23 protein-coding genes are annotated in these 23,931 nt (G+C 52.4%); 12 read left to right on the forward strand and 11 right to left on the reverse strand.

Annotated features, from left to right (window positions below; translation table 11 throughout):
• The first annotated feature begins 15 nt into the window (after positions 1–15).
• From atpG to phoU, 10 genes are all read left to right on the forward strand, one after another.
• Positions 16–879, forward strand: a complete 864-nt coding sequence (atpG, locus tag OGW44_RS06585; RefSeq protein WP_016155083.1) for a F0F1 ATP synthase subunit gamma — start codon at positions 16–18, stop codon at positions 877–879.
• Between the two features lie 26 nt (positions 880–905).
• Positions 906–2,288, forward strand: a complete 1,383-nt coding sequence (atpD, locus tag OGW44_RS06590; RefSeq protein WP_003023806.1) for a F0F1 ATP synthase subunit beta — start codon at positions 906–908, stop codon at positions 2,286–2,288.
• Positions 2,289–2,308: 20 nt separating this feature from the next.
• The gene (locus OGW44_RS06595; RefSeq protein WP_003023809.1) at positions 2,309–2,728 is read left to right on the forward strand and encodes a F0F1 ATP synthase subunit epsilon; all 420 of its coding nucleotides are present in this window, start codon (positions 2,309–2,311) and stop codon (positions 2,726–2,728) included.
• A 672-nt stretch (positions 2,729–3,400) separates the two neighbouring features.
• Positions 3,401–4,771 carry a bifunctional UDP-N-acetylglucosamine diphosphorylase/glucosamine-1-phosphate N-acetyltransferase GlmU gene (glmU, locus tag OGW44_RS06600; RefSeq protein ID WP_019077996.1) on the forward strand — a complete coding sequence of 457 codons (1,371 nt, stop codon included), beginning with the start codon at positions 3,401–3,403 and terminating at the stop codon, positions 4,769–4,771.
• 223 nt (positions 4,772–4,994) lie between these two features.
• Positions 4,995–6,824: a glutamine--fructose-6-phosphate transaminase (isomerizing) gene (glmS, locus tag OGW44_RS06605; protein ID WP_016155081.1), complete on the forward strand. Its 1,830-nt coding sequence runs from the start codon at positions 4,995–4,997 to the stop codon at positions 6,822–6,824.
• 333 nt (positions 6,825–7,157) lie between these two features.
• Positions 7,158–8,198 carry a phosphate ABC transporter substrate-binding protein PstS gene (gene pstS, locus OGW44_RS06610; RefSeq protein WP_185654889.1) on the forward strand — a complete coding sequence of 347 codons (1,041 nt, stop codon included), beginning with the start codon at positions 7,158–7,160 and terminating at the stop codon, positions 8,196–8,198.
• A 192-nt stretch (positions 8,199–8,390) separates the two neighbouring features.
• Complete coding sequence (pstC, locus tag OGW44_RS06615) at positions 8,391–9,350, forward strand: phosphate ABC transporter permease PstC (protein WP_016155078.1); 960 nt, start codon at positions 8,391–8,393, stop codon at positions 9,348–9,350.
• Positions 9,350–10,240, forward strand: coding sequence for a phosphate ABC transporter permease PstA (gene pstA, locus OGW44_RS06620; RefSeq protein WP_016155077.1), 891 nt, complete (start codon positions 9,350–9,352; stop codon positions 10,238–10,240). The genes pstC and pstA overlap by 1 nt, the downstream gene beginning before the upstream one ends.
• 106 nt (positions 10,241–10,346) lie before the next feature.
• Positions 10,347–11,120, forward strand: a complete 774-nt coding sequence (pstB, locus tag OGW44_RS06625; RefSeq protein ID WP_003023821.1) for a phosphate ABC transporter ATP-binding protein PstB — start codon at positions 10,347–10,349, stop codon at positions 11,118–11,120.
• Positions 11,121–11,134: 14 nt separating this feature from the next.
• Positions 11,135–11,860 (forward strand): phosphate signaling complex protein PhoU, encoded by a 726-nt coding sequence (gene phoU, locus OGW44_RS06630; protein ID WP_003023824.1) that lies wholly within the window; start codon positions 11,135–11,137, stop codon positions 11,858–11,860.
• 83 nt (positions 11,861–11,943) lie between these two features.
• Here phoU and yieH read toward each other — a convergent pair whose 3' ends face one another.
• Positions 11,944–12,609, reverse strand: coding sequence for a 6-phosphogluconate phosphatase (gene yieH, locus OGW44_RS06635; RefSeq protein ID WP_016155076.1), 666 nt, complete (start codon positions 12,607–12,609; stop codon positions 11,944–11,946).
• A gap of 167 nt (positions 12,610–12,776) precedes the next feature.
• Here yieH and OGW44_RS06640 point away from each other — a divergent pair, with 167 nt between their 5' ends.
• Positions 12,777–14,114 (forward strand): NCS2 family permease, encoded by a 1,338-nt coding sequence (locus OGW44_RS06640; protein WP_181546998.1) that lies wholly within the window; start codon positions 12,777–12,779, stop codon positions 14,112–14,114.
• Positions 14,115–14,229: 115 nt separating this feature from the next.
• Here the strand turns inward: OGW44_RS06640 and OGW44_RS06645 are convergent, their stop codons facing one another.
• The 10 genes from OGW44_RS06645 to OGW44_RS25775 form a co-directional block, all read right to left on the reverse strand.
• Positions 14,230–14,796, reverse strand: coding sequence for an NADPH-dependent FMN reductase (locus OGW44_RS06645; RefSeq protein ID WP_003827046.1), 567 nt, complete (start codon positions 14,794–14,796; stop codon positions 14,230–14,232).
• Positions 14,797–14,826: 30 nt separating this feature from the next.
• Positions 14,827–15,573 (reverse strand): 4'-phosphopantetheinyl transferase family protein, encoded by a 747-nt coding sequence (locus tag OGW44_RS06650; RefSeq protein ID WP_101700893.1) that lies wholly within the window; start codon positions 15,571–15,573, stop codon positions 14,827–14,829.
• Between the two features lie 166 nt (positions 15,574–15,739).
• Positions 15,740–16,699, reverse strand: a complete 960-nt coding sequence (yidZ, locus tag OGW44_RS06655; protein WP_016155073.1) for an HTH-type transcriptional regulator YidZ — start codon at positions 16,697–16,699, stop codon at positions 15,740–15,742.
• Entirely contained in the window at positions 16,668–17,849 is a 1,182-nt protein-coding gene (locus OGW44_RS06660) for an MFS transporter (RefSeq protein WP_049271660.1), read from the reverse strand. The genes yidZ and OGW44_RS06660 overlap by 32 nt, the downstream gene beginning before the upstream one ends.
• A 180-nt stretch (positions 17,850–18,029) precedes the next feature.
• Positions 18,030–19,394, reverse strand: a complete 1,365-nt coding sequence (mnmE, locus tag OGW44_RS06665; protein ID WP_047415666.1) for a tRNA uridine-5-carboxymethylaminomethyl(34) synthesis GTPase MnmE — start codon at positions 19,392–19,394, stop codon at positions 18,030–18,032.
• Between the two features lie 136 nt (positions 19,395–19,530).
• Positions 19,531–21,177: a membrane protein insertase YidC gene (gene yidC / locus OGW44_RS06670; RefSeq protein WP_003023844.1), complete on the reverse strand. Its 1,647-nt coding sequence runs from the start codon at positions 21,175–21,177 to the stop codon at positions 19,531–19,533.
• A gap of 2 nt (positions 21,178–21,179) precedes the next feature.
• Positions 21,180–21,437, reverse strand: coding sequence for a membrane protein insertion efficiency factor YidD (yidD, locus tag OGW44_RS06675; protein WP_003023846.1), 258 nt, complete (start codon positions 21,435–21,437; stop codon positions 21,180–21,182).
• Positions 21,401–21,760, reverse strand: a complete 360-nt coding sequence (gene rnpA, locus OGW44_RS06680) for a ribonuclease P protein component (RefSeq protein WP_003844432.1) — start codon at positions 21,758–21,760, stop codon at positions 21,401–21,403. The genes yidD and rnpA overlap by 37 nt, the downstream gene beginning before the upstream one ends.
• Before the next feature lie 17 nt (positions 21,761–21,777).
• Entirely contained in the window at positions 21,778–21,918 is a 141-nt protein-coding gene (gene rpmH / locus OGW44_RS06685; protein WP_003023858.1) for a 50S ribosomal protein L34, read from the reverse strand.
• A 228-nt stretch (positions 21,919–22,146) separates the two neighbouring features.
• Positions 22,147–22,302, reverse strand: a complete 156-nt coding sequence (locus tag OGW44_RS25775) for a hypothetical protein (RefSeq protein WP_418135004.1) — start codon at positions 22,300–22,302, stop codon at positions 22,147–22,149.
• Positions 22,303–22,524: 222 nt separating this feature from the next.
• Here OGW44_RS25775 and dnaA point away from each other — a divergent pair, with 222 nt between their 5' ends.
• On the forward strand, positions 22,525–23,928 hold the full coding sequence (gene dnaA / locus OGW44_RS06690) for a chromosomal replication initiator protein DnaA (RefSeq protein ID WP_016155069.1): 1,404 nt from the start codon (positions 22,525–22,527) through the stop codon (positions 23,926–23,928).
• Positions 23,929–23,931: the final 3 nt, after the last annotated feature.

Here is a 23,931-nt window from a genome sequence, read left to right on the forward strand (position 1 = left end):
ATTGAGGAGAAGCTCATGGCCGGCGCAAAAGAGATACGTAGTAAGATCGCAAGCGTCCAGAACACGCAGAAGATCACTAAAGCGATGGAGATGGTCGCCGCTTCCAAAATGCGTAAATCGCAGGATCGCATGGCGGCCAGCCGTCCTTATGCAGAGACCATGCGCAAAGTGATTGGTCACCTTGCGAATGGTAATCTGGAATATAAGCACCCTTACCTGGAAGAACGCGACGTTAAGCGCGTGGGCTACCTGGTGGTGTCGACCGACCGTGGTCTGTGCGGTGGCTTGAACATTAACCTGTTCAAAAAGCTGCTGGCGGATATGAAAGCATGGTCCGATAAAGGCGTTCAGTGCGATATCGCAATGATCGGCTCTAAGGGCGTGTCTTTCTTTAACTCCGTTGGCGGTAATGTGATTGCTCAGGTAACCGGTATGGGGGATAACCCTTCCCTGTCCGAACTGATCGGTCCGGTTAAAGTGATGCTGCAGGCCTACGATGAAGGTCGTCTGGACAGACTGTACGTTGTTAGCAACAAATTTATTAACACCATGTCTCAGACGCCAACCATCACCCAACTGCTGCCTCTGCCGGCATCAGATGATGATGAATTGAAGCGTAAATCCTGGGATTACCTGTATGAGCCAGACCCGAAAGCGCTGCTGGATACCCTGCTGCGTCGTTATGTCGAGTCTCAGGTTTATCAGGGCGTGGTAGAAAACCTGGCCAGCGAGCAGGCCGCACGTATGGTGGCGATGAAAGCCGCGACCGACAATGGCGGCAGCCTGATTAAAGAGCTGCAGTTGGTATACAACAAAGCTCGTCAGGCCAGCATTACTCAGGAACTCACCGAAATCGTCGGTGGTGCATCCGCGGTATAACCAGGTTAATTCGTAGAGGATTCAAGATGGCTACTGGAAAAATTGTCCAGGTAATCGGCGCCGTGGTTGACGTCGAATTCCCTCAGGATGCCGTACCGCGCGTGTACGATGCTCTTGAGGTTATGAATGGTAAAGAGAGCCTGGTGCTGGAAGTTCAGCAGCAGCTCGGCGGCGGTATCGTACGTACCATCGCCATGGGTTCTTCCGACGGTCTGCGTCGTGGTCTGGAAGTCAAAGATCTCGAGCACCCGATCGAAGTCCCGGTAGGTAAAGCAACTCTGGGTCGTATCATGAACGTCCTGGGTCACCCGATCGACATGAAAGGCGATATCGGTGAAGAAGAGCGTTGGGCTATCCACCGCGCGGCACCTTCCTATGAAGAGCTGTCCAGCTCTCAGGAACTGCTGGAAACCGGCATCAAAGTTATCGACCTGATGTGTCCGTTCGCTAAGGGCGGTAAAGTTGGTCTGTTCGGTGGTGCGGGTGTAGGTAAAACCGTAAACATGATGGAGCTGATCCGTAACATCGCGATCGAACACTCCGGTTACTCCGTGTTTGCGGGTGTGGGTGAACGTACTCGTGAGGGTAACGACTTCTACCACGAAATGACTGACTCCAACGTTCTGGACAAAGTATCCTTGGTATATGGCCAGATGAACGAGCCGCCGGGAAACCGTCTGCGCGTTGCTCTGACCGGTCTGACCATGGCAGAGAAGTTCCGTGACGAAGGTCGTGACGTTCTGCTGTTCGTTGATAACATCTATCGTTACACCCTGGCCGGTACAGAAGTATCCGCACTGCTGGGTCGTATGCCATCAGCGGTAGGCTACCAGCCGACCCTGGCGGAAGAGATGGGTGTTCTTCAGGAACGTATCACCTCTACCAAAACCGGTTCTATCACCTCCGTTCAGGCGGTATACGTACCTGCGGATGACTTGACTGACCCATCCCCAGCAACCACCTTTGCTCACTTAGATGCAACCGTGGTACTGAGCCGTCAGATCGCATCTCTGGGTATCTACCCGGCAGTTGACCCGCTGGACTCCACCAGCCGTCAGCTGGATCCGCTGGTTGTTGGTCAGGAACACTACGACACCGCGCGTGGCGTACAGTCTCTGCTGCAGCGTTATCAGGAACTGAAAGACATCATCGCCATCCTGGGTATGGATGAACTGTCTGAAGAAGACAAACTGGTGGTAGCACGCGCACGTAAAATTCAGCGCTTCCTGTCCCAGCCGTTCTTCGTTGCGGAAGTATTCACCGGTTCTCCGGGTAAATACGTATCCCTGAAAGACACCATCCGTGGCTTTAAAGGTATCATGGAAGGCGAATACGACCACCTGCCAGAGCAGGCGTTCTACATGGTTGGTTCTATCGACGAAGCCGTGGAAAAAGCCAAAAAACTTTAACGCCTTAATCGGAGGGTGATATGGCAATGACTTACCACCTGGACGTCGTCAGCGCAGAGCAGCAAATGTTCTCTGGTCTGGTCGAAAAAATCCAGGTAACGGGTAGTGAAGGTGAACTGGGTATTTTCCCGGGTCACGCACCGCTGCTCACCGCCATTAAGCCTGGTATGATCCGCATCGTTAAACAGTTCGGTCATGAAGAGTTTATCTATCTGTCTGGCGGCATTCTCGAAGTGCAGCCTGGCAGCGTGACCGTTCTGGCTGATACCGCGATTCGCGGACAGGATCTCGATGAAGCGAGAGCCCTGGAAGCGAAGCGTAAGGCTGAAGAGCACATTAAGAGCTCTCATGGTGACGTGGATTACGCTCAGGCATCTGCGGAACTGGCCAAAGCGATCGCGAAACTGCGCGTTATCGAGTTGACCAAAAAAGCGATGTAACACCGGCTTGAAAAGCACAAAAGCCAGTCTGGTTGCCAGGCTGGCTTTTTTTATGGTTTTGTTTCAGTGAAAGTGGAACTAAAAAGCTGTTTTATTATTTTGTGATTTGTGTCACAAAAATATTGATCGGTTAAAAAATGAGGCGTAGACTATTTTTTGTGTGATGTGTATCACATAATTAACTCAGATAAAAACAGGATAGCAACATGAAACTGATTAATAAAATCATCGCCCTTTTCAGCAGCATGGAAGTTTAGTCTTCCCGACCTGCTCTGTGGCGCGATGCTTCATACGGTTATCAGCACGCGCCAGCTGTTATTAAATCCCCCTCCTCCGCTTTATCGTTTGTCCTCTTCCCTTTTAAAACTCTATTTTCCCTGTCTGTTTTTTCTGCTTCTCGCTGAATCATATTAATAAAATTATACTTTTCTTTTGTAACTCTTTATTCATGCAGTAAAAAAATAGCAAAAACATTAACCTAGGCTTTAATAAGAGCAGTCTCCTGGTTTTTGGGAGACAAAAGACGCCGAAATAGACGAAAATAGAGAGTTATCAGAGGGGAAATTTCCCCGATTGAACGTTTTATCTTCGGTCCATTTCACGATGAAAAAAATGTAGTATTTTCAATGTGAAACGGTATAAATTCGTTCTCAAATTACAGTCAGGACGTGTATGTTGAATAATGCTATGAGCGTCGTGATCCTTGCCGCAGGCAAAGGCACGCGTATGTATTCCGATCTCCCTAAAGTGCTGCATACCCTCGCAGGAAAGCCGATGGTTCAGCATGTCATTGATGCCGCTAATGAATTAGGTGCGACTCACGTACATCTGGTCTACGGGCACGGTGGTGATTTGCTTAAGCAGACGCTGAAAGATGGCAATCTAAACTGGATTCTGCAGGCAGAGCAGTTGGGGACCGGCCATGCAATGCAGCAGGCAGCGCCATTCTTTGGTGATGACGAAGACATTTTAATGCTCTATGGCGATGTGCCGCTGATCTCTACCGATACCTTACGTAGCCTGCGTGATGCTAAACCGCAGGGCGGCATCGGCCTGTTAACGGTAAAACTGGATGATCCATCCGGCTATGGGCGTATTACGCGTGAGAACGGTAACGTCACCGGTATCGTCGAGCATAAAGATGCAACTGACGAGCAGCGCCAAATCCAGGAAATCAACACCGGTATTCTGATTGCCAATGGTGCTGATATGAAGCGCTGGCTGTCCAAACTCACCAATAACAATGCGCAGGGTGAATACTACATCACCGATATCATTGCGATGGCGTATCAGGAAGGACGCGAAATTGCTGCGGTACATCCGGCACGTATTAGCGAAACAGAAGGGGTGAATAACCGTCTTCAGTTATCCCGTCTGGAGCGTGTTTATCAGTCCGAGCAAGCAGAGAAACTGCTGCTGGCGGGCGTGATGCTGCGCGATCCTGCACGTTTTGATCTTCGCGGTACGCTTATTCACGGGCGCGATGTTGAAATTGATACTAACGTTATCATTGAAGGTAACGTAACCGTTGGGGATCGCGTCAAGATTGGTGCTGGCTGTATCATCAAAAACAGCGTGATTGGTGAAGGTTGTGAGCTTAGCCCATACAGTGTGGTGGAAGATGCCCATCTGGAAGCCGCTTGCACCATCGGTCCATTCGCGCGTCTGCGCCCGGGTGCTGAGCTGCAGGAAGGCGCGCACGTGGGTAACTTCGTCGAAATGAAAAAAGCGCGTCTGGGTAAAGGTTCTAAAGCTGGTCATCTGACCTATCTGGGCGATGCGGAAATTGGCGATAATGTGAATATCGGCGCGGGTACGATTACCTGCAACTACGATGGTGCCAATAAGTTTAAAACCATTATTGGTGATGATGTGTTTGTGGGTTCTGATACTCAGTTGGTGGCGCCTGTCACCGTGGGTAAAGGTGCCACCATCGCTGCTGGCACTACCGTAACGCGTAATGTCGCCGATAACGAATTGGTATTAAGCCGTGTACCTCAGGTCCATAAACAGGGCTGGCAGCGTCCGGTGAAGAAGAAGTAAGTGATTTTTGCCGGATGGCGGCCTACGTGCGGTGACGTTCTGTAGGCCTGATAAGCGTAAGCGCCATCAGGCAGACAAGAGATGAGGGGATAACATAATCCTCCGCTCAACAAGCAGTACCATAAAAATAACCCCACTCTCTACAAGGCTCGGGGCGCCCGGAAAGGGCAAATACAGGTCAGCGACAACGACAGGCAAATGCCTAAATTCGGAATCAAAAAATATGTGTGGAATTGTTGGCGCTATCGCGCAGCGTGATGTAGCTGAAATCCTTCTCGAAGGTTTACGTCGTCTGGAATATCGTGGTTATGACTCTGCTGGTCTGGCCGTTGTCGATGCTGAAGGCAACATGACCCGTCTGCGTCGTCTGGGTAAAGTGCAGATGCTGACTGCTGCTGCGGAAGAACATCCGCTGCATGGTGGTACAGGTATCGCTCATACCCGTTGGGCGACACACGGTGAACCTTCAGAAGCGAACGCGCATCCCCATGTTTCTGAACACATTGTTGTGGTGCATAACGGCATCATTGAAAACCATGAACCTCTGCGTGAACTACTGAAAACCCGTGGTTATACCTTTGTTTCTGAAACCGACACCGAAGTGATTGCTCACTTGGTGCATTGGGAACTGGAACAGGGTGGTACGCTGCGTGAAGCCGTACTGCGTACTATTCCACAGTTGCGCGGTGCCTATGGCACGGTGATCATGGATACCCGTAACCCGGAAACTCTGCTGGCGGCCCGTTCAGGTAGCCCGCTGGTGATTGGTCTGGGGATGGGGGAAAACTTTATCGCTTCCGATCAGCTGGCGTTGCTGCCGGTAACCCGTCGCTTTATCTTCCTGGAAGAAGGTGACATCGCAGAAGTGACCCGTCGTTCTGTCTCTATTTTCGACAAGTCTGGCGCACAAGTGAAGCGTCAGGATATCGAATCGAATCTGCAGTATGACGCGGGCGAAAAAGGTATTTATCGCCACTACATGCAGAAAGAGATCTACGAACAGCCGAATGCAATTAAAAATACGCTGACCGGTCGCATTAGTCACGGTGAAGTGGATTTAAGCGAGCTGGGTTCACGTGCCAACGAGTTGCTGTCTCAGGTTGAGCATATCCAGATTATCGCCTGCGGTACGTCCTACAACTCCGGTATGGTGTCCCGCTACTGGTTTGAATCGCTGGCTGGTATTCCTTGTGATGTCGAAATCGCTTCCGAGTTCCGCTATCGCAAATCCGCCGTGCGTCGTAACAGTCTGATGATTACCCTTTCCCAGTCCGGTGAAACGGCGGATACCCTGGCGGGTCTGCGCTTATCTAAAGAGCTGGGCTATCTGGGCTCGCTGGCTATTTGTAACGTACCGGGATCTTCTCTGGTGCGCGAATCCGACCTGGCGATGATGACCAATGCCGGTACCGAAATCGGTGTGGCCTCGACGAAAGCATTTACTACCCAACTGACCGTTCTGCTGATGCTGGTGGCGAAACTGTCTCGTCTGAAAGGCCTGGATGCGTCTATCGAGCAGGAGATCGTTCATGGTCTGCAGGCGCTGCCGAGCCGTATTGAGCAGATGCTGTCTCAGGACAAACGCATTGCCGCTCTGGCGGAAGGTTTCTCAGATAAACACCATGCGCTGTTCCTGGGGCGTGGCGATCAGTACCCGATTGCGCTGGAAGGCGCGCTGAAGCTGAAAGAGATCTCTTATATTCACGCTGAAGCATATGCTGCAGGTGAACTGAAACACGGTCCGCTGGCGCTGATTGATGCCGATATGCCGGTTATCGTAGTTGCACCGAACAACGAACTGTTGGAAAAACTGAAATCCAACATTGAAGAAGTTCGCGCCCGTGGCGGTCAGTTGTACGTCTTTGCGGACCAGGATGCTGGCTTTACCAGCAGCGAAAACATGCACATCATTGAGATGCCGCATGTGGAAGAGGTGATTGCACCGATCTTCTACACCGTTCCGCTGCAGTTGCTGGCGTATCACGTGGCGCTGATTAAAGGCACCGACGTGGACCAGCCGCGTAACCTGGCAAAGTCGGTTACCGTAGAGTAATCCGTACTTAACTGAACTGAAAATGCCCTGCTGCAAGCGGGGCCTTTTTTTAGCGTGTTCTGTTTTTAATCAATTATCCCGCCTGTTTTATGTGACAAACCGTCATCTTCAACTACTGTTTTCAGTGTCATAAAAAGAAAATTTCAGCGAAATGTTATTGTCATGATGGTGATTAACATTCTGTTTTAAATGTATTTTTAGATAAAAAACTTCCCAAGTTTTTCATTGTCATAAAACTGTCATATTTCGTACATTTAACTGTCACCTGTTTGTCCTATTTTGCTCACAGTAGCAACTCAAACAACGATTTACGAAAACCGTGCAGGAGACATTATGAAAGTTATGCGTACCACTGTCGCAACTGTTGTCGCCGCGACCTTATCCATGAGCGCGTTTTCTGCGTTTGCAGCAGCGAGCCTGACAGGTGCAGGTGCAACCTTCCCTGCGCCAGTGTATGCCAAATGGGCAGATACCTATCAGAAAGAGACCGGTAGCAAAGTAAACTACCAGGGTATCGGCTCCTCCGGTGGTGTAAAACAAATTACGGCCAATACCGTTGATTTCGGCGCCTCTGACGCACCGTTGTCTGACGAGAAACTGGCGCAAGAAGGCCTGTTCCAGTTCCCGACTGTTATCGGTGGTGTGGTGCTGGCGGTGAACATCCCTGGCCTGAAATCCGGCGAACTGGTGCTGGACGGTAAAACGCTGGGCGACATCTACCTCGGTAAAATTAAGAAGTGGGATGATGAAGCCATCACCAAACTGAACCCGGGTCTGAAACTGCCTTCTCAGAATATCGCCGTTGTGCGTCGTGCTGACGGTTCCGGTACTTCATTCGTTTTCACCAGCTACCTGGCGAAAGTGAACGAAGAGTGGAAATCTAAAATTGGTTCCGGCTCTACTGTTAACTGGCCGACCGGTCTGGGCGGTAAAGGTAACGACGGTATCGCTGCGTTCGTACAGCGTCTGCCGGGTTCTATCGGCTACGTTGAGTACGCTTACGCTAAGCAGAACAACCTGGCGTACACCAAGCTGGTCTCTGCTGATGGCAAATCGGTAAGTCCGACCGAAGAAAACTTTGCCAACGCTGCAAAAGGCGCTGACTGGAGCAAAACCTTCGCTCAGGATCTGACTAACCAGAAAGGTGACGATGCGTGGCCGATCACTTCCACCACCTTCATCCTGGTGCATAAAGAGCAGAAGAAACCTGAGCAGGGCGCTGAAGTGCTGAAGTTCTTCGATTGGGCGTACAAAAATGGCGGCAAACAGGCTAATGACCTGGATTACGCCAGCCTGCCGGACAGCGTGGTTGAGCAGATTCGTGCTGCATGGAAGACCAACGTGAAGGACAGCAACGGTAAAGCGCTGTACTAAATACCCGTCATACTTCGAGCCGCAGTTGTGTTGGCTGTGCTTGTTCACCCCAGTCACATAGTGAATCTATGTGACTGGGTATTCACAAGCTTGCCGCCTTGCTGCAACTCGAATTATTTAGGGTATGGCATTACGTTAGCCGGGAAGCACGATAAAATGCGTGCTTCCTGGCCCAAACTTAAAGAGTGATTTATGGCTGCAACCAAGCCTGCTTTGAACCCACCGGGTAAAAAAGGTGACATGATATTCAGCGCGCTGGTAAAACTGGCTGCGCTGATTGTGCTATTGATGTTGGGTGGCATTATTGTCTCTCTAGTTATCTCCTCCTGGCCAAGCATTCAGAAATTTGGCTTCTCCTTTCTGTGGACTAAAGAATGGGATGCGCCAAACGATATCTACGGTGCATTAGTACCGATTTACGGTACGCTGGTCACCTCGCTTATCGCACTGCTGATCGCCGTTCCGGTGAGTTTTGGCATAGCCTTATTCCTGACTGAACTTGCTCCTGGCTGGCTGCGTCGCCCGCTGGGTATCGCTATTGAATTGCTGGCGGCAATTCCGAGTATCGTGTACGGCATGTGGGGCCTGTTTATCTTTGCCCCGCTGTTTGCGACTTACTTCCAGGAACCGGTCGGGAACATCCTTTCCAACATTCCGTTTGTTGGCGCGCTGTTTGCGGGTCCGGCATTTGGTATCGGTATTCTGGCCGCTGGCGTGATCCTCGCCATCATGATCATCCCGTACATTGCGGCGGTTATGCGCGATGTGTTCGAACAAACGCCGGTGCTGATGAAAGAGTCAGCCTACGGCATCGGTTGTACTACCTGGGAAGTTATCTGGCGCATCGTCCTGCCGTTCACCAAAAACGGCGTGATCGGCGGCGTGATGCTCGGTCTGGGCCGCGCGCTGGGTGAAACCATGGCGGTGACGTTCATCATCGGTAACACCTACCAGCTCGATAGTGCCTCGCTGTACATGCCGGGCAACAGTATTACTTCTGCGCTGGCGAATGAATTCGCCGAAGCGGAATCAGGACTGCACGTTGCCGCGTTGATGGAACTGGGCCTGATTCTGTTTGTGATTACCTTCATCGTGCTGGCGGCGTCTAAGTTCATGATCATGCGCCTTGCGAAGAACGAGGGGGCACGCTAATGGCTACGCTTGAAATGCAAAACACCGCTGCGCTTGCGGAATCCCGCCGTAAAATGCAGGCGCGTCGTCGTCTGAAGAACCGCATCGCGCTGACGCTCTCTATGGCGACCATGGCATTCGGTCTGTTCTGGCTTATCTGGATCCTGATGTCCACGATCACCCGCGGTATTGACGGTATGTCACTGGCGCTGTTCACCGAAATGACACCTCCGCCGAATACGGCTGGTGGTGGTCTGGCGAATGCCCTGGCCGGTAGCGGACTGTTAATTCTGTGGGCGACCGTGTTTGGTACACCGCTTGGTATTATGGCGGGCATCTACCTGGCAGAGTACGGACGTAAGTCCTGGCTGGCTGAGGTGATCCGCTTTATCAACGACATCCTGCTTTCTGCGCCATCAATCGTGGTCGGTCTGTTCGTTTACACCATCGTGGTAGCAAAAATGGAGCACTTCTCCGGCTGGGCGGGCGTTATCGCGCTGGCGCTGCTGCAGGTGCCCATTGTTATTCGTACCACGGAGAACATGCTCAAACTGGTACCGGATAGCCTGCGTGAAGCCGCCTATGCGCTGGGTACGCCGAAATGGAAGATGATTTCTGCAATCACCCTGAAGGCGTCTGTCTCAGGCATCATTACAGGCGTTTTACTGGCTATTGCACGTATCGCAGGTGAAACGGCTCCGCTGCTGTTTACGTCGCTCTCCAATCAGTTCTGGAGCACCGACATGATGCAGCCTATCGCCAACCTGCCGGTCACTATCTTTAAGTTTGCAATGAGCCCGTTTGCTGAGTGGCAGCAACTGGCCTGGGCCGGGGTACTGATTATTACCCTGTGCGTACTGCTGCTGAACATTCTGGCGCGCGTCATTTTCGCGAAGAAGAAACACGGTTAAGACGAAGTGCCGGATGGCGGCGTAAACGCCTTATCCGGCCTACGATTGAAGACATTTGTAGGCCTGAAAGCTGCGCGCCATCAGGCATGATGAGGAAAAGATTGAAATGAGTATGGTTGATACTGCCCCGGGTAAGATTCAGGTTCGTGATTTGAACTTCTACTATGGCAAGTTCCATGCCCTGAAGAACATCAACCTGGATATTGCCAAAAACCAGGTAACGGCGTTTATCGGGCCGTCAGGCTGTGGTAAATCGACGTTGCTGCGTACGTTCAATAAAATGTTTGAACTGTATCCGGAACAGCGTGCGGAAGGCGAAATCCTGCTGGATGGCGACAATATTCTCACCAACACTCAGGATATCGCTCTGCTGCGTGCCAAAGTGGGCATGGTATTCCAGAAGCCGACGCCGTTCCCGATGTCCATCTACGACAACATCGCTTTTGGCGTGCGTCTGTTTGAGAAACTCTCTCGTGCGGATATGGACGAGCGTGTGCAGTGGGCATTGACCAAGGCCGCACTGTGGAACGAAACCAAAGATAAATTACACCAGAGTGGGTACTCTCTCTCCGGTGGTCAGCAGCAGCGTCTGTGTATTGCGCGTGGGATCGCCATTCGCCCGGAAGTGCTTCTGCTTGATGAGCCGTGTTCAGCGCTCGACCCTATTTCTACCGGGCGTATCGAAGAGCTGATCACTGAGCTGAAAGAGGATTACACCGTCGTTATCGTTACCCACAACATGCAGCAGGCTGCGCGTTGTTCCGATCACACGGCATTTATGTACCTGGGCGAGTTGATTGAGTTCAGTAACACGGACGATCTGTTCACCAAGCCCGCGAAGAAACAAACTGAAGACTACATCACCGGTCGTTACGGCTGATTCAGGAGCTTGTTGTGGATAATCTTAACCTTAATAAACATATTTCCGGCCAGTTCAATGCAGAGCTGGAAAGCATCCGTACCCAGGTGATGACCATGGGCGGCATGGTCGAGCAACAGCTTTCTGATGCGATTACCGCCATGCACAATCAGGACAGTGAGCTGGCGAAGCGCGTCATTGAGGGCGATAAGAACGTCAATATGATGGAAGTGGCGATCGACGAGGCCTGCGTGCGTATCATTGCCAAGCGTCAGCCGACCGCCAGTGACTTGCGTCTGGTGATGGCGATTATCAAAACGATCGCTGAGCTGGAACGTATTGGCGACGTTGCGGATAAAATTTGCCGCACCGCGCTGGAGAAATTTTCTCAACAGCATCAGCCGCTGCTGGTAAGCCTGGAATCACTGGGTCGCCACACCGTACAAATGCTGCATGACGTGCTGGATGCGTTTGCGCGTATGGATCTTGACGAAGCGGTACGTATTTATCGCGAAGATAAGAAAGTCGACCAGGAGTATGAAGGTATCGTGCGTCAGCTGATGACCTACATGATGGAAGATCCGCGTACCATTCCAAGCGTGCTGACCGCGCTGTTCTGCGCGCGCTCCATCGAGCGTATCGGTGACCGTTGCCAGAATATCTGCGAATACATCTTCTACTTCGTGAAGGGACAAGACTTCCGTCACGTGGGCGGTGATGAGCTGGATAAGCTGCTGGCGGGCAAAGATCCGAAAGAGTGATGTTTGTGGCGGGTGGCGCTAACGCTTACCCGCTCTACGAGACATGCAGGCCGGATCAGCGTTAGCGCCATCCGGCCTTTCAGTTATCGCGTAATATTCCAACCCCGCGCCTTCCATAACGCTGGCAACTGCGCCAGATCGGTAAACGTCGTCACTTTTGGATGATCGATTGGTTTGTTATGCGGATCGGCGCAGAAGTAAAACACTTCCATCCCTGCAGCAATCCCCGCCTGGGCACCTGCGCTGGAGTCATCAACCAGAATGCAGTTCTCAACGTTAACATCCATCGCTTTCGCCGCATGGAACATCAGGGCCGGATCGGGTTTCCAGCGTTGAATATCGTAGCCGCTGAACAGCAAATCAGGGAAATGGTGCAACATACCCAGCTTACCCAGCGAGTGCTGCATTTTGCTGACCGGACCGTTAGATACCACGCTCATAGGGACGGTCATGCTGTCCAGCAGCGCATTAGCACCGGCAATCACCTCCAGTTCCGTATCGAACAGACGTGCGACCTCTGCGCGGTAAACCGGTTCTAATTCGGCTTTTGCCAGTTCGACACCGTGCTCTTCGTTGATAATGTCGATGATCTCGTACAGCTTTACCCCCTTGAAGCGTTTAAAAGTTTCTTCAAGATCGAGCGTAATGCCGAACGCCTGGAACATGCTGACATACGCGCGAGAACAAATCACTTCACTGTCGACAAGGGTACCGTCACAGTCAAAAAATACGGCTTCTATCTGGGACATGTCATTTCCGTTTTAACAAGTTTAACGTTTTCGTAATGCATTATTGGGCGACGCAATCGTTGCCGTATAAGCAAAATCAATGAAAAAAGTTGCTCATAACCCAACCCTATTGTCGCATTTTGGTATAGGATAGCGACGAATTTTCCCTCCTTGTTCGGAAATTGATAATGAGTCAACAACACACAACCCAGGCTTCTGGCCAGGGGATGCTGGAACGCGTGTTCAAACTGCGCGAACATGGCACGACGGCACGGACCGAAGTGATCGCCGGTTTAACCACCTTCCTGACGATGGTGTATATCGTTTTTGTTAACCCGCAAATTCTTGGCGTGGCTGGCATGGATACCAGCGCCGTCTTTGTGACCACCTGCCTGATTGCTGCATTTGGTAGCATCCTGATGGGCCTGTTTGCCAACCTGCCGGTCGCACTTGCGCCTGCTATGGGTCTGAATGCGTTCTTCGCCTTCGTGGTCGTTGGCGCGATGGGCCTGTCATGGCAGATCGGTATGGGCGCAATCTTCTGGGGCGCGGTAGGTCTGCTGCTACTGACGATTTTCCGCGTACGTTACTGGATGATTGCCAACATCCCGGTTAGCTTGCGCGTGGGGATCACCAGCGGTATTGGTCTGTTCATCGGCATGATGGGGCTGAAAAACGCTGGTGTTATCGTCGCCAACCAAGACACCCTGGTGTCTATTGGCAACCTGACGTCCCACAGCGTACTGCTCGGTATTCTGGGTTTCTTTATCATCGCGATTCTGGCTTCACGTAACATCCATGCGGCGGTACTGATCTCTATCATTGTGACCACGCTGCTGGGTTGGATGCTGGGCGATGTCCATTACAACGGGATCGTCTCCGCGCCGCCGAGCGTAATGTCCGTTATCGGGCATGTTGATCTAGCTGGTTCGTTTAACATTGGTCTTGCGGGCGTAATTTTCTCGTTCATGCTGGTCAACCTGTTCGACTCCTCCGGTACGCTAATTGGCGTCACGGATAAAGCCGGTCTGGCGGATGCGAAGGGTAAGTTTCCGCGTATGAAGCAGGCGCTGTATGTGGATAGCGTGTCATCGGTTGCTGGTGCGTTTATCGGTACTTCTTCCGTTACCGCGTATATCGAGTCTTCTTCCGGGGTTTCTGTCGGTGGACGCACTGGCCTGACCGCGGTAGTTGTCGGCCTGCTGTTCCTGCTGGTTATCTTCCTGTCGCCGCTGGCGGGAATGGTACCGGGATATGCGGCCGCTGGTGCGCTGATTTACGTTGGCGTCCTGATGACATCAAGCCTGTCGCGCGTGAAGTGGGATGACCTGACTGAAGCCGTTCCGGCGTTTATTACCGCCGTGATGATGCCGTTTAGCTTCTCGATTACCGAAGGTATCGCGCTGGGCTTTATTTCCTACTGTGTGATGAAAATCGGTACCGGACGTTTCCGCGATCTCAGCCCGTGCGTCATCGTTGTCGCACTGCTGTTTGTGTTGAAGATTGTGTTTATCGACACGCATTAATTGCCGCTGAGACGGTGCTGCGCGAGGCGTGTAGACCTGATAAGCGCAGCGCCATCAGGTAAATTTGATAACCGGATACGGCCCGCCAGGCATTGCAGCCAGCGGGCTTTTTCTTTTAGGCTTTCACACGCTGGATGTAGTCGCCAAATGCGGTCAGCTGGCCGGTTAGATGGTCCAGCGTACTTTGGTCGATCACTTCACCTGTCTGCGGGTCCACTTTGTTCTGAATCACGCCGCCCATAAATTCCGGCTTATTCATTACCATGGCGTCGAGGAACACCAGGATCTGACGCAGATGGTACTGGCAGCGCGCGCCGCCAATGGCGCCCATGGAGCTGGTCTGGATCAGCACCGGCTTACCCGATAATGGCTGATCCGGCAGGCGGGACAGCCAGTCGATGGCGTTCTTCAGTCCGCCAGGCACGGAATAGTTATATTCCGGTGTCACGATGACGACACCGTCAGCCTTCCTGATTTGCTCTGCCAGCGCTTCTACGCTTGCCGGAAAACCTTCTTCCTGCTGGAGGTCGGCATCGTACAGTGGGATATCACCAATTGATGGCAACGCGTTGACTTCCATTCCTGCTGGAGCAATCTTGGGCAGCGTACGGGCAACCATTCCATTAAACGAACCTTTGCGTAGACTTCCCAGTAACGTAACAACATTCAATGTTTCTGACATGGTGACTCCTGTTTCATCATAAAGGTTAAATCAAAGCGTATGGCTCTTCGCTGCGCATAATTGAGAGAACCGGATCAGACGACCCGTAGGCTCATTGGCGCGGGTCTGGATATCCGGCAAACTTTTCCATTCCTGTTTACCATCAAACTCCCAAACCTTGAGTTTTTCAATGGTTGGCGTAACCGCAACCGACCACACCAGAACATCTTCCGCATCGCAAATGGCTTCAACCTGCGCAACATGGGCACATTTCAGACGTCCTGCGCCGGGTAAAAGCTGGAGTTCGTGCGGATCATCATTGCTTACATCGCCGGTGAGTTTGAGTACGCTCTGGCGCAACGTAATGAGCTGCGCGCGTGCTTCGTTGGGGTCGTTTTGGTTATTGATCCACAGATTTTCGTTGCTGGAGAAGCGCCATGTTTCCGTTGAATGCGGATGGTGAAAGCTGCGGGTAGCTCGCTGCAGTTCCATATCCAGCCCGCACGTTCCTTCAGTTGTTAGCGCAACGCCAACGATATTCCCGGCATAAGAAATCGAAAATCCCGGCAGGTTCTTATCGCGAAAAACGGGCTTACCTTTGGCCTGAGTAACAATCTCGGGCAGCGTACTGGTGCCGTAAAGCATAAACATTAGTTCAGCGAGTAAACTTCGGGAAGCCAGGAAACGTGTTCGGCGATGAGCGGGGAGATCTCTTGCTTCGATATGACATGGAGAAGGGAGGCGAGCTGAAACCAGGTGTCCCTCCGTAAGAATCCCTCTGGCAAAATGTGTCGCCATTTTTCGCTCCGTGATTAATGGTCCGTGATAATTACCAGAGTAACATTTACGCGGCATCCAGGCAGGCTTTGCTGCCCAAAAAGTAAGCTGAAATAGAATACATTACGCGATATTTACATTTCTGTTGCCAGAATAGTCGATTTAGCAACAAAGTGGCGGTGCAACGTCAGGACATATCGCGATAAAGCGCCTTGATGGTGTCTTTCAACCAGACGATCTTAGGATTATGACTGTTACGTTTGTGCCAAAGAAGGGTGAACGGTACGCGCATTTTTTCCAGCTGCGCGGCATCAAAAGGCATAGGACGCGCCACGAGCGGAAGCTGGTGGAGTTGGTTATAACGCTGGCAATAAACCGGAGCTGTGGCTATCAGCGCGTGATCCGGCTGGGCGGCCATAAACAGCGACTGCTCAAAACCGGGCAGACATAACGCAATATTGCGCGCGCGCCCCATCTCTTGCAGGACTTCATCCAGCGCCCAGGTATCGCTTTGCTCCCAGCTAATGCTGATGTGCGGATAGCGCAGAAATGTGTCCAGATTCCACTCTTCCTGCAATGCCGGATGATCTTCACGTAGCCAGACGCAGGGGAGATCGGAAAACAGCACTTCATGGTCGATCGACAACGGCAGCAAACTCAACAGTTCACGCGAACGCGGATGGCTTTCCCGGCCAGTAAAGCCGATATCCACTTCGCCGCGAATAATTGCATCCAGCGAATCATAGTCCCAGTTGCGTATTTTGATCGTCGCCTGGGGATAACGCTGATAGATCTGTCGGGAGAGCGCGTTAAACATGATCATCACCAGCGGCGTTTCGGCCACCAGATCAAACTTCAGCCCGCGCGGCGCTTCATGGTGTGGTTTATCCAGCAACTGGTTGCTCATCTGCATCCACTCTGCCAGATTCTGTTCCATGCTGACCATCAGCGGTGTTGGCGTTAGCCCCAGCGGGGTGTTTACAAACAGTGGATCGTCAAACCAGGCCCGCAGTTTCGACAGCGACTTGCTGACCGCCGACGGCGTGACGTTCATCCGTTTGGCAGTTTTGGTAACACTGCGTTCCTGCATCAACAGCTGCAGGCAGAGCAATAAATTAAGATCGAGACTGCTGAGGGATTTCTTCATGAGTTGGCGTGGACCGGTTAGGGGCAACAGTGATAATCAGCATGATACTCACTATGCTACAGCCAATCAGAATCCCGATCAGCATATTCAGCGCATCAAGACCGAGCACCGCCGCCAGCCATATCCACAGCGAGGAACCGCAAACCTGCGCAATACCTAACGCCGAGCTGGCAACGCCCGCACGCAGCGAGAAAGGTCCCAGCGCCTGGCTCATAGCGACACCGAAGCCGACCGAGAACCCGGCACAGATTAAGGTCAGCCCAAACAGCGTCACCATGTGCGAACTGGCAAGGGTTAACACCACGCCGGCAGACAGAAACAGCACTTGTGAGGTCAGCATCAGAACGCGAGGTTTAAACACGCTCAGGGCGAATGGCGTGGAGAACGAGACCGCCATACTGATGCCTGCGGTCATGGCCATCGTGGTGGCGTATTCTCCACGGTCAAAGCCCATCACTTCCATCAACAGCACCGGCGAAGTATTCACGAAGGTCAGGATCACCGACACGCTGAGAGTGGTGATGGCCAGGCGGCTTAAGAAAAAACGGTTCACCAGCGATTCAGATAGGTGGTTCTTCTCTGCAGATGCCGGGAGCGTCGCTGGGCGCGATTCTCGCAGGATAAACACTGACAGCAGGCAAACGGCCACCCCCATACCGATCATCGTGTAGAACAGGCTCTGCCACGGATATTTGAGCATAATCAGATGCCCCATCACCGGTGCCAGTACCGGCACGATACAGGTGATACCGTTCAACAGCGACAGTACCTTCGCCCGGCGGCGATCGTCGAGCGTATCGCGCAGGATGGCGAACGCCACCACATAGCAGCAGCCTGCGCCTACGCCCTGAATAAAGCGGCCTGTGAGAAACGGCGTACCGCTTTCGGCGAATGAACACAGCGCAGAGGCGAAAATAAAGATGAGGGCGCCGACAATAGCGACGGGTTTGCGTCCTGACTGGTCGGCAATTTTCCCGGCAAACAGCATCGCCGTCGCCATTCCCGCCAGATAAACCGAAAACGCGATATGCAGTTGCGCCTCGCTGGCCTGTAAATCGGCAGCAATACGGGGCAGCCCCACCAGATACATATCAATACCCGCGGGATAGAGTAACACCAGGGCGAAACTGCAGATTAGAAAGCGTGTCATAGCGACCTCATGAGGAATGTGGCGCTAAGCATACGGGCAGAGAGTCAACTGCACGAGTTGCCATTTGGACAACAGTGATTTCCATATGGGAAATTACTTGTAGCCGGATAGCCGCTTTGCTTTATCCGACTTACGGGTACTGTAGGCCCGGTAGGCATCGCACCACCGGGCAACACAACGTTACTTGCCAATACAGAAGCTGGAGAAAATCCTTCCCAGCAGATCGTCGGAGGTAAATTCCCCGGTGATCTCACTGAGGTTCTGCTGCGCCAGACGTAGTTCCTCTGCCAGCAATTCTCCGGCCCATGCTCCGAGCAGTTGGGCTTTACCCTGCTCGAGATGCTCCGCCGCTTCTGCCAGCGCCTGCAGGTGACGACGGCGCGCCAGGAAGCCGCCTTCCATATTGGTTTCAAAGCCCATGCTCTGTTTGAGATGGTTACGCAGCACGTCAACGCCTTCACCGGTACGCGCGGATAGGCGAACCAGTGAGTGGCCATTTACTTCGCTAAGGCCCAGCGTCTCACCGGTAATATCCGCTTTGTTACGCACCACGGTAATCGGCAGTTTGGCTGGCAGACGGGCAATAAAGTCTGGCCAGATGTCAGCCGGGTCCACGGCGTCGGTGGTGGTGCCATCAACCATAAACAGAACGCGGTCGGCCTGTTCAATTTCCTGCCACGCGCGTTCGATACCAATGCGTTCAACTTCATCGCTGGCATCGCGCAGACCGGCAGTGTCGATGATGTGCAGCGGCATACCGTCGATATGAATATGCTCACGCAGTACGTCGCGAGTCGTACCCGCAATGTCGGTCACAATGGCCGCCTCACGACCTGCCAGCGCGTTCAGTAGGCTTGATTTCCCGGCATTTGGGCGACCGGCAATGACTACCTTCATCCCTTCGCGCAGCAGGCTGCCCTGACGCGCTTCGGCACGAACGGCATCGAGATCGCTGATAACGTTGTTGAGCTGCGCTTCAATCTTGCCATCAGACAGGAAGTCGATTTCTTCATCCGGAAAGTCGATCGCCGCTTCCACGTAGATGCGCAGGTGAGTGAGCGCTTCCACAAGATGATTTACCCGTGCAGAAAATGCGCCCTGCAACGAGTTCAGCGCCGAGCGAGCGGCTTGCTCTGAGCTGGCATCGATCAGGTCGGCAATTGCCTCTGCCTGGGCCAGATCAAGCTTATCATTGAGAAACGCACGCTCGGAGAATTCACCCGGACTGGCAATGCGCAGCCCGGGAATGGTCAGAATACGTTTGAGCAGCAGATCGAGAATCACCGGACCGCCGTGGCCCTGAAGCTCTAAAACATCTTCACCGGTAAAGGAGTTCGGACCGGGGAACCACAGGGCAATTCCCTGATCCAGCGTGCTGCCATCCGCGTCTTTAAACGGAAGATAGTCGGCATAGCGCGGTTTTGGTAGTTTCCCCAGTACGGTTTCTGCAACCTCGCGCGCCTTCAGGCCGGAGATGCGCAGGATACCCACGCCACCACGTCCCGGTGGGGTGGCCTGAGCGACGATGGTGTCGTTATGGTTCATGATAGCTCTCTTGTAAATGTAAAAAAGGCGGTCTAATGACCGCCTTCTCTGGCATTAACTTTACCGTGAATACTCGAAATAATTCAAGTTGCAGGAAGGCGGCATGCAAATTCAGCCAACGCACCTGCGACTAGTATCAGGAGTTTTTCTTCTCGCGGCTATGCAGGCCACGTTTCTCCAGACCACGGTAAATCAGCTGCTGCTGAATAATGGTTACCAGGTTGCTGACGATATAGTACAGCACCAGACCTGACGGGAACCACAGGAAGAACACGGTGAAGATGACCGGCATAAAGGTCATGATCTTCTGCTGCATCGGGTCGGTCACGGTGGTCGGAGACATCTTCTGAATGAAGAACATCGTCACGCCCATCAGGATCGGCAGGATGTAGTACGGGTCCTGTGCAGACAGGTCATGGATCCACAGAGCGAACGGCGCATGACGCAGTTCAATGGAGCCCATCAGCATGTAGTACAACGCCAGGAAGATTGGCATCTGGATGATCAGCGGGAAGCAGCCGCCCAGCGGGTTAACCTTCTCAGCTTTGTACAGGGCCATCATTTCCTGGCTCTGACGCTGTTTGTCATCGCCCAGACGCTCACGCATAGCCTGAATCTTCGGCTGCAGCATACGCATCTTCGCCATGGAGGTGTACTGCGCTTTAGTCAGCGGGTACATGATGCCACGAACGATAAAGGTGATAACGATGATGGAGAAGCCCCAGTTACCCAGGAAGCTATGGATCCACTTCAGCAGTTTGAACAGCGGCTGAGAGATGAACCACAACCAGCCGTAATCCACGGTCAGATCCAGGTGCGGTGCAACTGCCGCCATTTTATCCTGAATTTCCGGGCCGACCCACAGGGTGCTGGTCATCGCGCCAGTCTGGCCAGGCTGAACCAGTACCGGCTGTGATTTATAGCCGATAGCGGCAATGCCGTTACCCAGATTAGCGGTATAGAAGTTGTTGGTGCCGTCGTTACGCGGAACCCATGCCGTTGCGAAATACTGTTGCAGCATTGCGACCCAGCCGTCTTTAGCATTGACGTTCAGGTTTTCGTTTTCAGCAATGGTGTCGAATTTGTATTTCTCATACTTCTCATCCGGCGTGGAGTACGCCGCGCCACGGAAGGTGTGCAGCGCAAAGTTGCTGCTACCGGTGTCGCGATGAGATGGCAGATTGATGGATTGCTTCAGCTGACCAAAGGTGGAGACTTCCAGCGGTTTTTCGCCGGCGTTCTGCACGCTGTAGTTAACGTTGACAGCATATTCACCGCGCTTGAGTACAAACGTTTTAGTGAATGTGTTACCCGCTGCGTCAGTATAGGTCATCGGGATCTGCAGTTCGTTCTGACCGTCAGCCAGTACAAACGCGTCTTTTTCGACGTTGTACAGCGGACGCGGGCCGTTAGCCGGGTTATCCGGGCCGTCACGACCTGTCAGGCCACTCTGTGCCTGGTAGATGAACTGTGGCGTGGTTTCCAGTAACTGGAACGGTTCGGTAGAACCGAGTTCTTTCGGGTAAGCTGGCAGTGAAGCCTGTTCCACATCACCACCACGGGTGTTGATGGTCAGATCAAGCACGTCAGTTTTAACCGTAATCAGTTTCCCCTGGCCACTGGCCGGTACGCCCTGGTCTGCGGCGCTACCCGCTGCGGTGGTCGTTGTCTGCGTGGTCTGTTGGGCCTGAGGTTGCGGGTTTTTATCCTGCTCCCAGGCTTGCCAGATCATGAAAGACACGAACAGCAAAGCGATGACTAAAAGATTGCGTTGCGAATCCATCGTTAGTGTTCTCTGGTATCAAATGGTCCGGGCGGGACGGGATCGTCACCACCAGGGTGTAAAGGGTGGCATTTTAATACGCGTTTCACCGTCAACCAACTGCCTTTTATCACTCCAAACCTGCGCAATGCCTCAATTCCGTAGCTCGAGCAGGTTGGAGTGAAACGGCAATGCGGCCCAAGCAGCGGACTGATCAGGCGTTGATAGACCCGAATAAGGGCTATCAGGACCCGCGAGCCAGGCGACAATGGCGACGCCATAATTTTTCCAACGCTTCCGAGAGAGCACGGTTATCGAGGTCAGCAACCCCTTTTTTCGCCACCACCACGAAATCCATTGCAGGAAGTTCGTGCTGACGTAAACGAAAGCTTTCACGTGTCAGACGTTTAATCCGATTGCGTTCATGCGCGCGTTTAACGTTTTTCTTGGCGACGGTAAGACCGATACGGGGATGCCCCAGCGAATTCAGGCGGCCGAGGATGGTGATTTGCGGCGTGCCAGCCCGTTGTGGCTGCTGGAAGACGAATGTGAAATGAGTGGGAGTTAACAAACGTAACTCCCTGGGAAATGCGAGCTTAACCACTCAGGGGCTAGCTTTTATTACTTAGAAACGGTCAGACGAGAACGGCCTTTAGCACGACGACGTGCCAGAACCTGACGACCATTTTTATTAGCCATACGAGCACGGAAGCCGTGAGAACGGTTGCGCTTCAGTACAGACGGTTGAAAAGTGCGTTTCATGGCGATTTCTACCTAAACTTGAATAAATTCACTGACTTTTGCGTATACCCGAACGAATTTCGAACGACTTACGCCACAGTGTGGGTGATTAAAGAGGCCGGATTGTAATAATTGTACACTCCGGAGTCAATTCTCTTTCCTTATTTCCCGCTTTTTTCCGCATGGTTTCGCGTATAAAACAGGCAGCGTTGACGCCGTAAGGCGACCGTTACTCGCTGGGGGTAAGAATTATACGGGCTGGCGGATAAAGCGCAAGGATCGCTCGGGATCTTTATTAGATCGTTTAAGCAGTAAAGCATCTTTACTCATTAATTTTTTCAATATGCGCGCTAAAACCTGCAGCACTTCTCCAGGATCGTTTACACTTAGCCGATTCTGGATCATCCTGTGGATAAATCGGGAAGAATCTGTGAGAAACAGAAGATCTCTTTCTCAGTTTACGCTATGATCCGCGGTCCTGATCGTTTCAATGGATCCTGATCGGGTAAAAATTGCAGATAGCAATTCGCACGTCACCCTTTGCATAGGGTCTTGTCGATGTGCGTCAACAATCATGAATGTTTCAGCCTTTGTCATTTATCGACTTTTGTTCGAGTGGAGTCCGCCGTGTCACTTTCGCTTTGGCAGCAGTGTCTTGCCCGATTGCAGGATGAGTTACCAGCCACAGAGTTCAGTATGTGGATACGCCCGTTGCAGGCGGAACTGAGCGATAACACGCTGGCTTTGTATGCGCCAAACCGTTTCGTGCTTGATTGGGTAAGGGATAAATACCTTAATAATATTAATGGATTACTCAATAACTTCTGTGGAGCGGATGCCCCGCAGCTGCGCTTTGAAGTCGGTACTAAACCCGTCACGCAAACGCTGAAAACGCCGGTGAACAACGTTGTTGCGCCCGCTTACGTGGCTCAGCAAGTGCAACCGCAACGTGCCGCTCCGGCGGCGCGCTCAGGCTGGGATAACGTCCCGGCACCGGCAGAACCTACCTATCGTTCTAACGTCAACGTCAAACACACGTTTGATAACTTCGTTGAAGGTAAATCTAACCAACTGGCGCGCGCGGCGGCACGTCAGGTGGCGGACAATCCTGGCGGCGCCTACAATCCGTTATTCCTTTATGGCGGTACGGGTCTGGGTAAAACCCACCTGTTGCACGCTGTCGGTAACGGTATTATGGCGCGTAAGCCAAACGCGAAAGTGGTGTATATGCACTCCGAACGTTTTGTGCAGGACATGGTTAAGGCCCTGCAAAACAACGCGATCGAAGAGTTTAAACGCTACTACCGTTCCGTGGATGCGCTGCTGATTGACGATATCCAATTCTTCGCGAATAAAGAACGATCGCAGGAAGAGTTTTTCCACACCTTTAACGCCCTGCTGGAAGGCAATCAGCAGATCATCCTGACTTCGGATCGCTATCCGAAAGAGATCAACGGCGTTGAAGATCGTCTGAAATCCCGCTTCGGCTGGGGACTGACTGTTGCGATCGAGCCGCCTGAGCTGGAAACGCGCGTCGCGATCCTGATGAAAAAAGCCGACGAAAACGACATTCGTCTGCCGGGTGAAGTGGCGTTCTTTATTGCCAAGCGTCTACGCTCTAACGTACGTGAGCTGGAAGGCGCACTGAACCGCGTGATCGCCAACGCTAATTTTACCGGCCGGGCGATTACCATCGATTTCGTGCGCGAAGCGTTGCGCGATCTGCTGGCTTTGCAGGAAAAGCTGGTCACCATCGACAATATTCAGAAGACGGTGGCGGAGTATTACAAAATCAAAATTGCGGATCTGCTTTCTAAGCGTCGATCTCGCTCGGTAGCTCGTCCGCGCCAGATGGCGATGGCGCTGGCAAAAGAGCTCACTAACCACAGTCTGCCGGAAATTGGCGACGCGTTTGGTGGGCGTGACCATACTACCGTGCTTCATGCCTGTCGCAAGATTGAGCAGTTGCGTGAAGAAAGCCATGATATTAAAGAAGATTTCTCCAATTTAATCAGAACATTATCTTCGTGACGC

It is taken from the genome of Citrobacter sp. Cb023 (assembly GCF_030336805.1).
Taxonomy (GTDB): domain Bacteria; phylum Pseudomonadota; class Gammaproteobacteria; order Enterobacterales; family Enterobacteriaceae; genus Citrobacter; species Citrobacter braakii.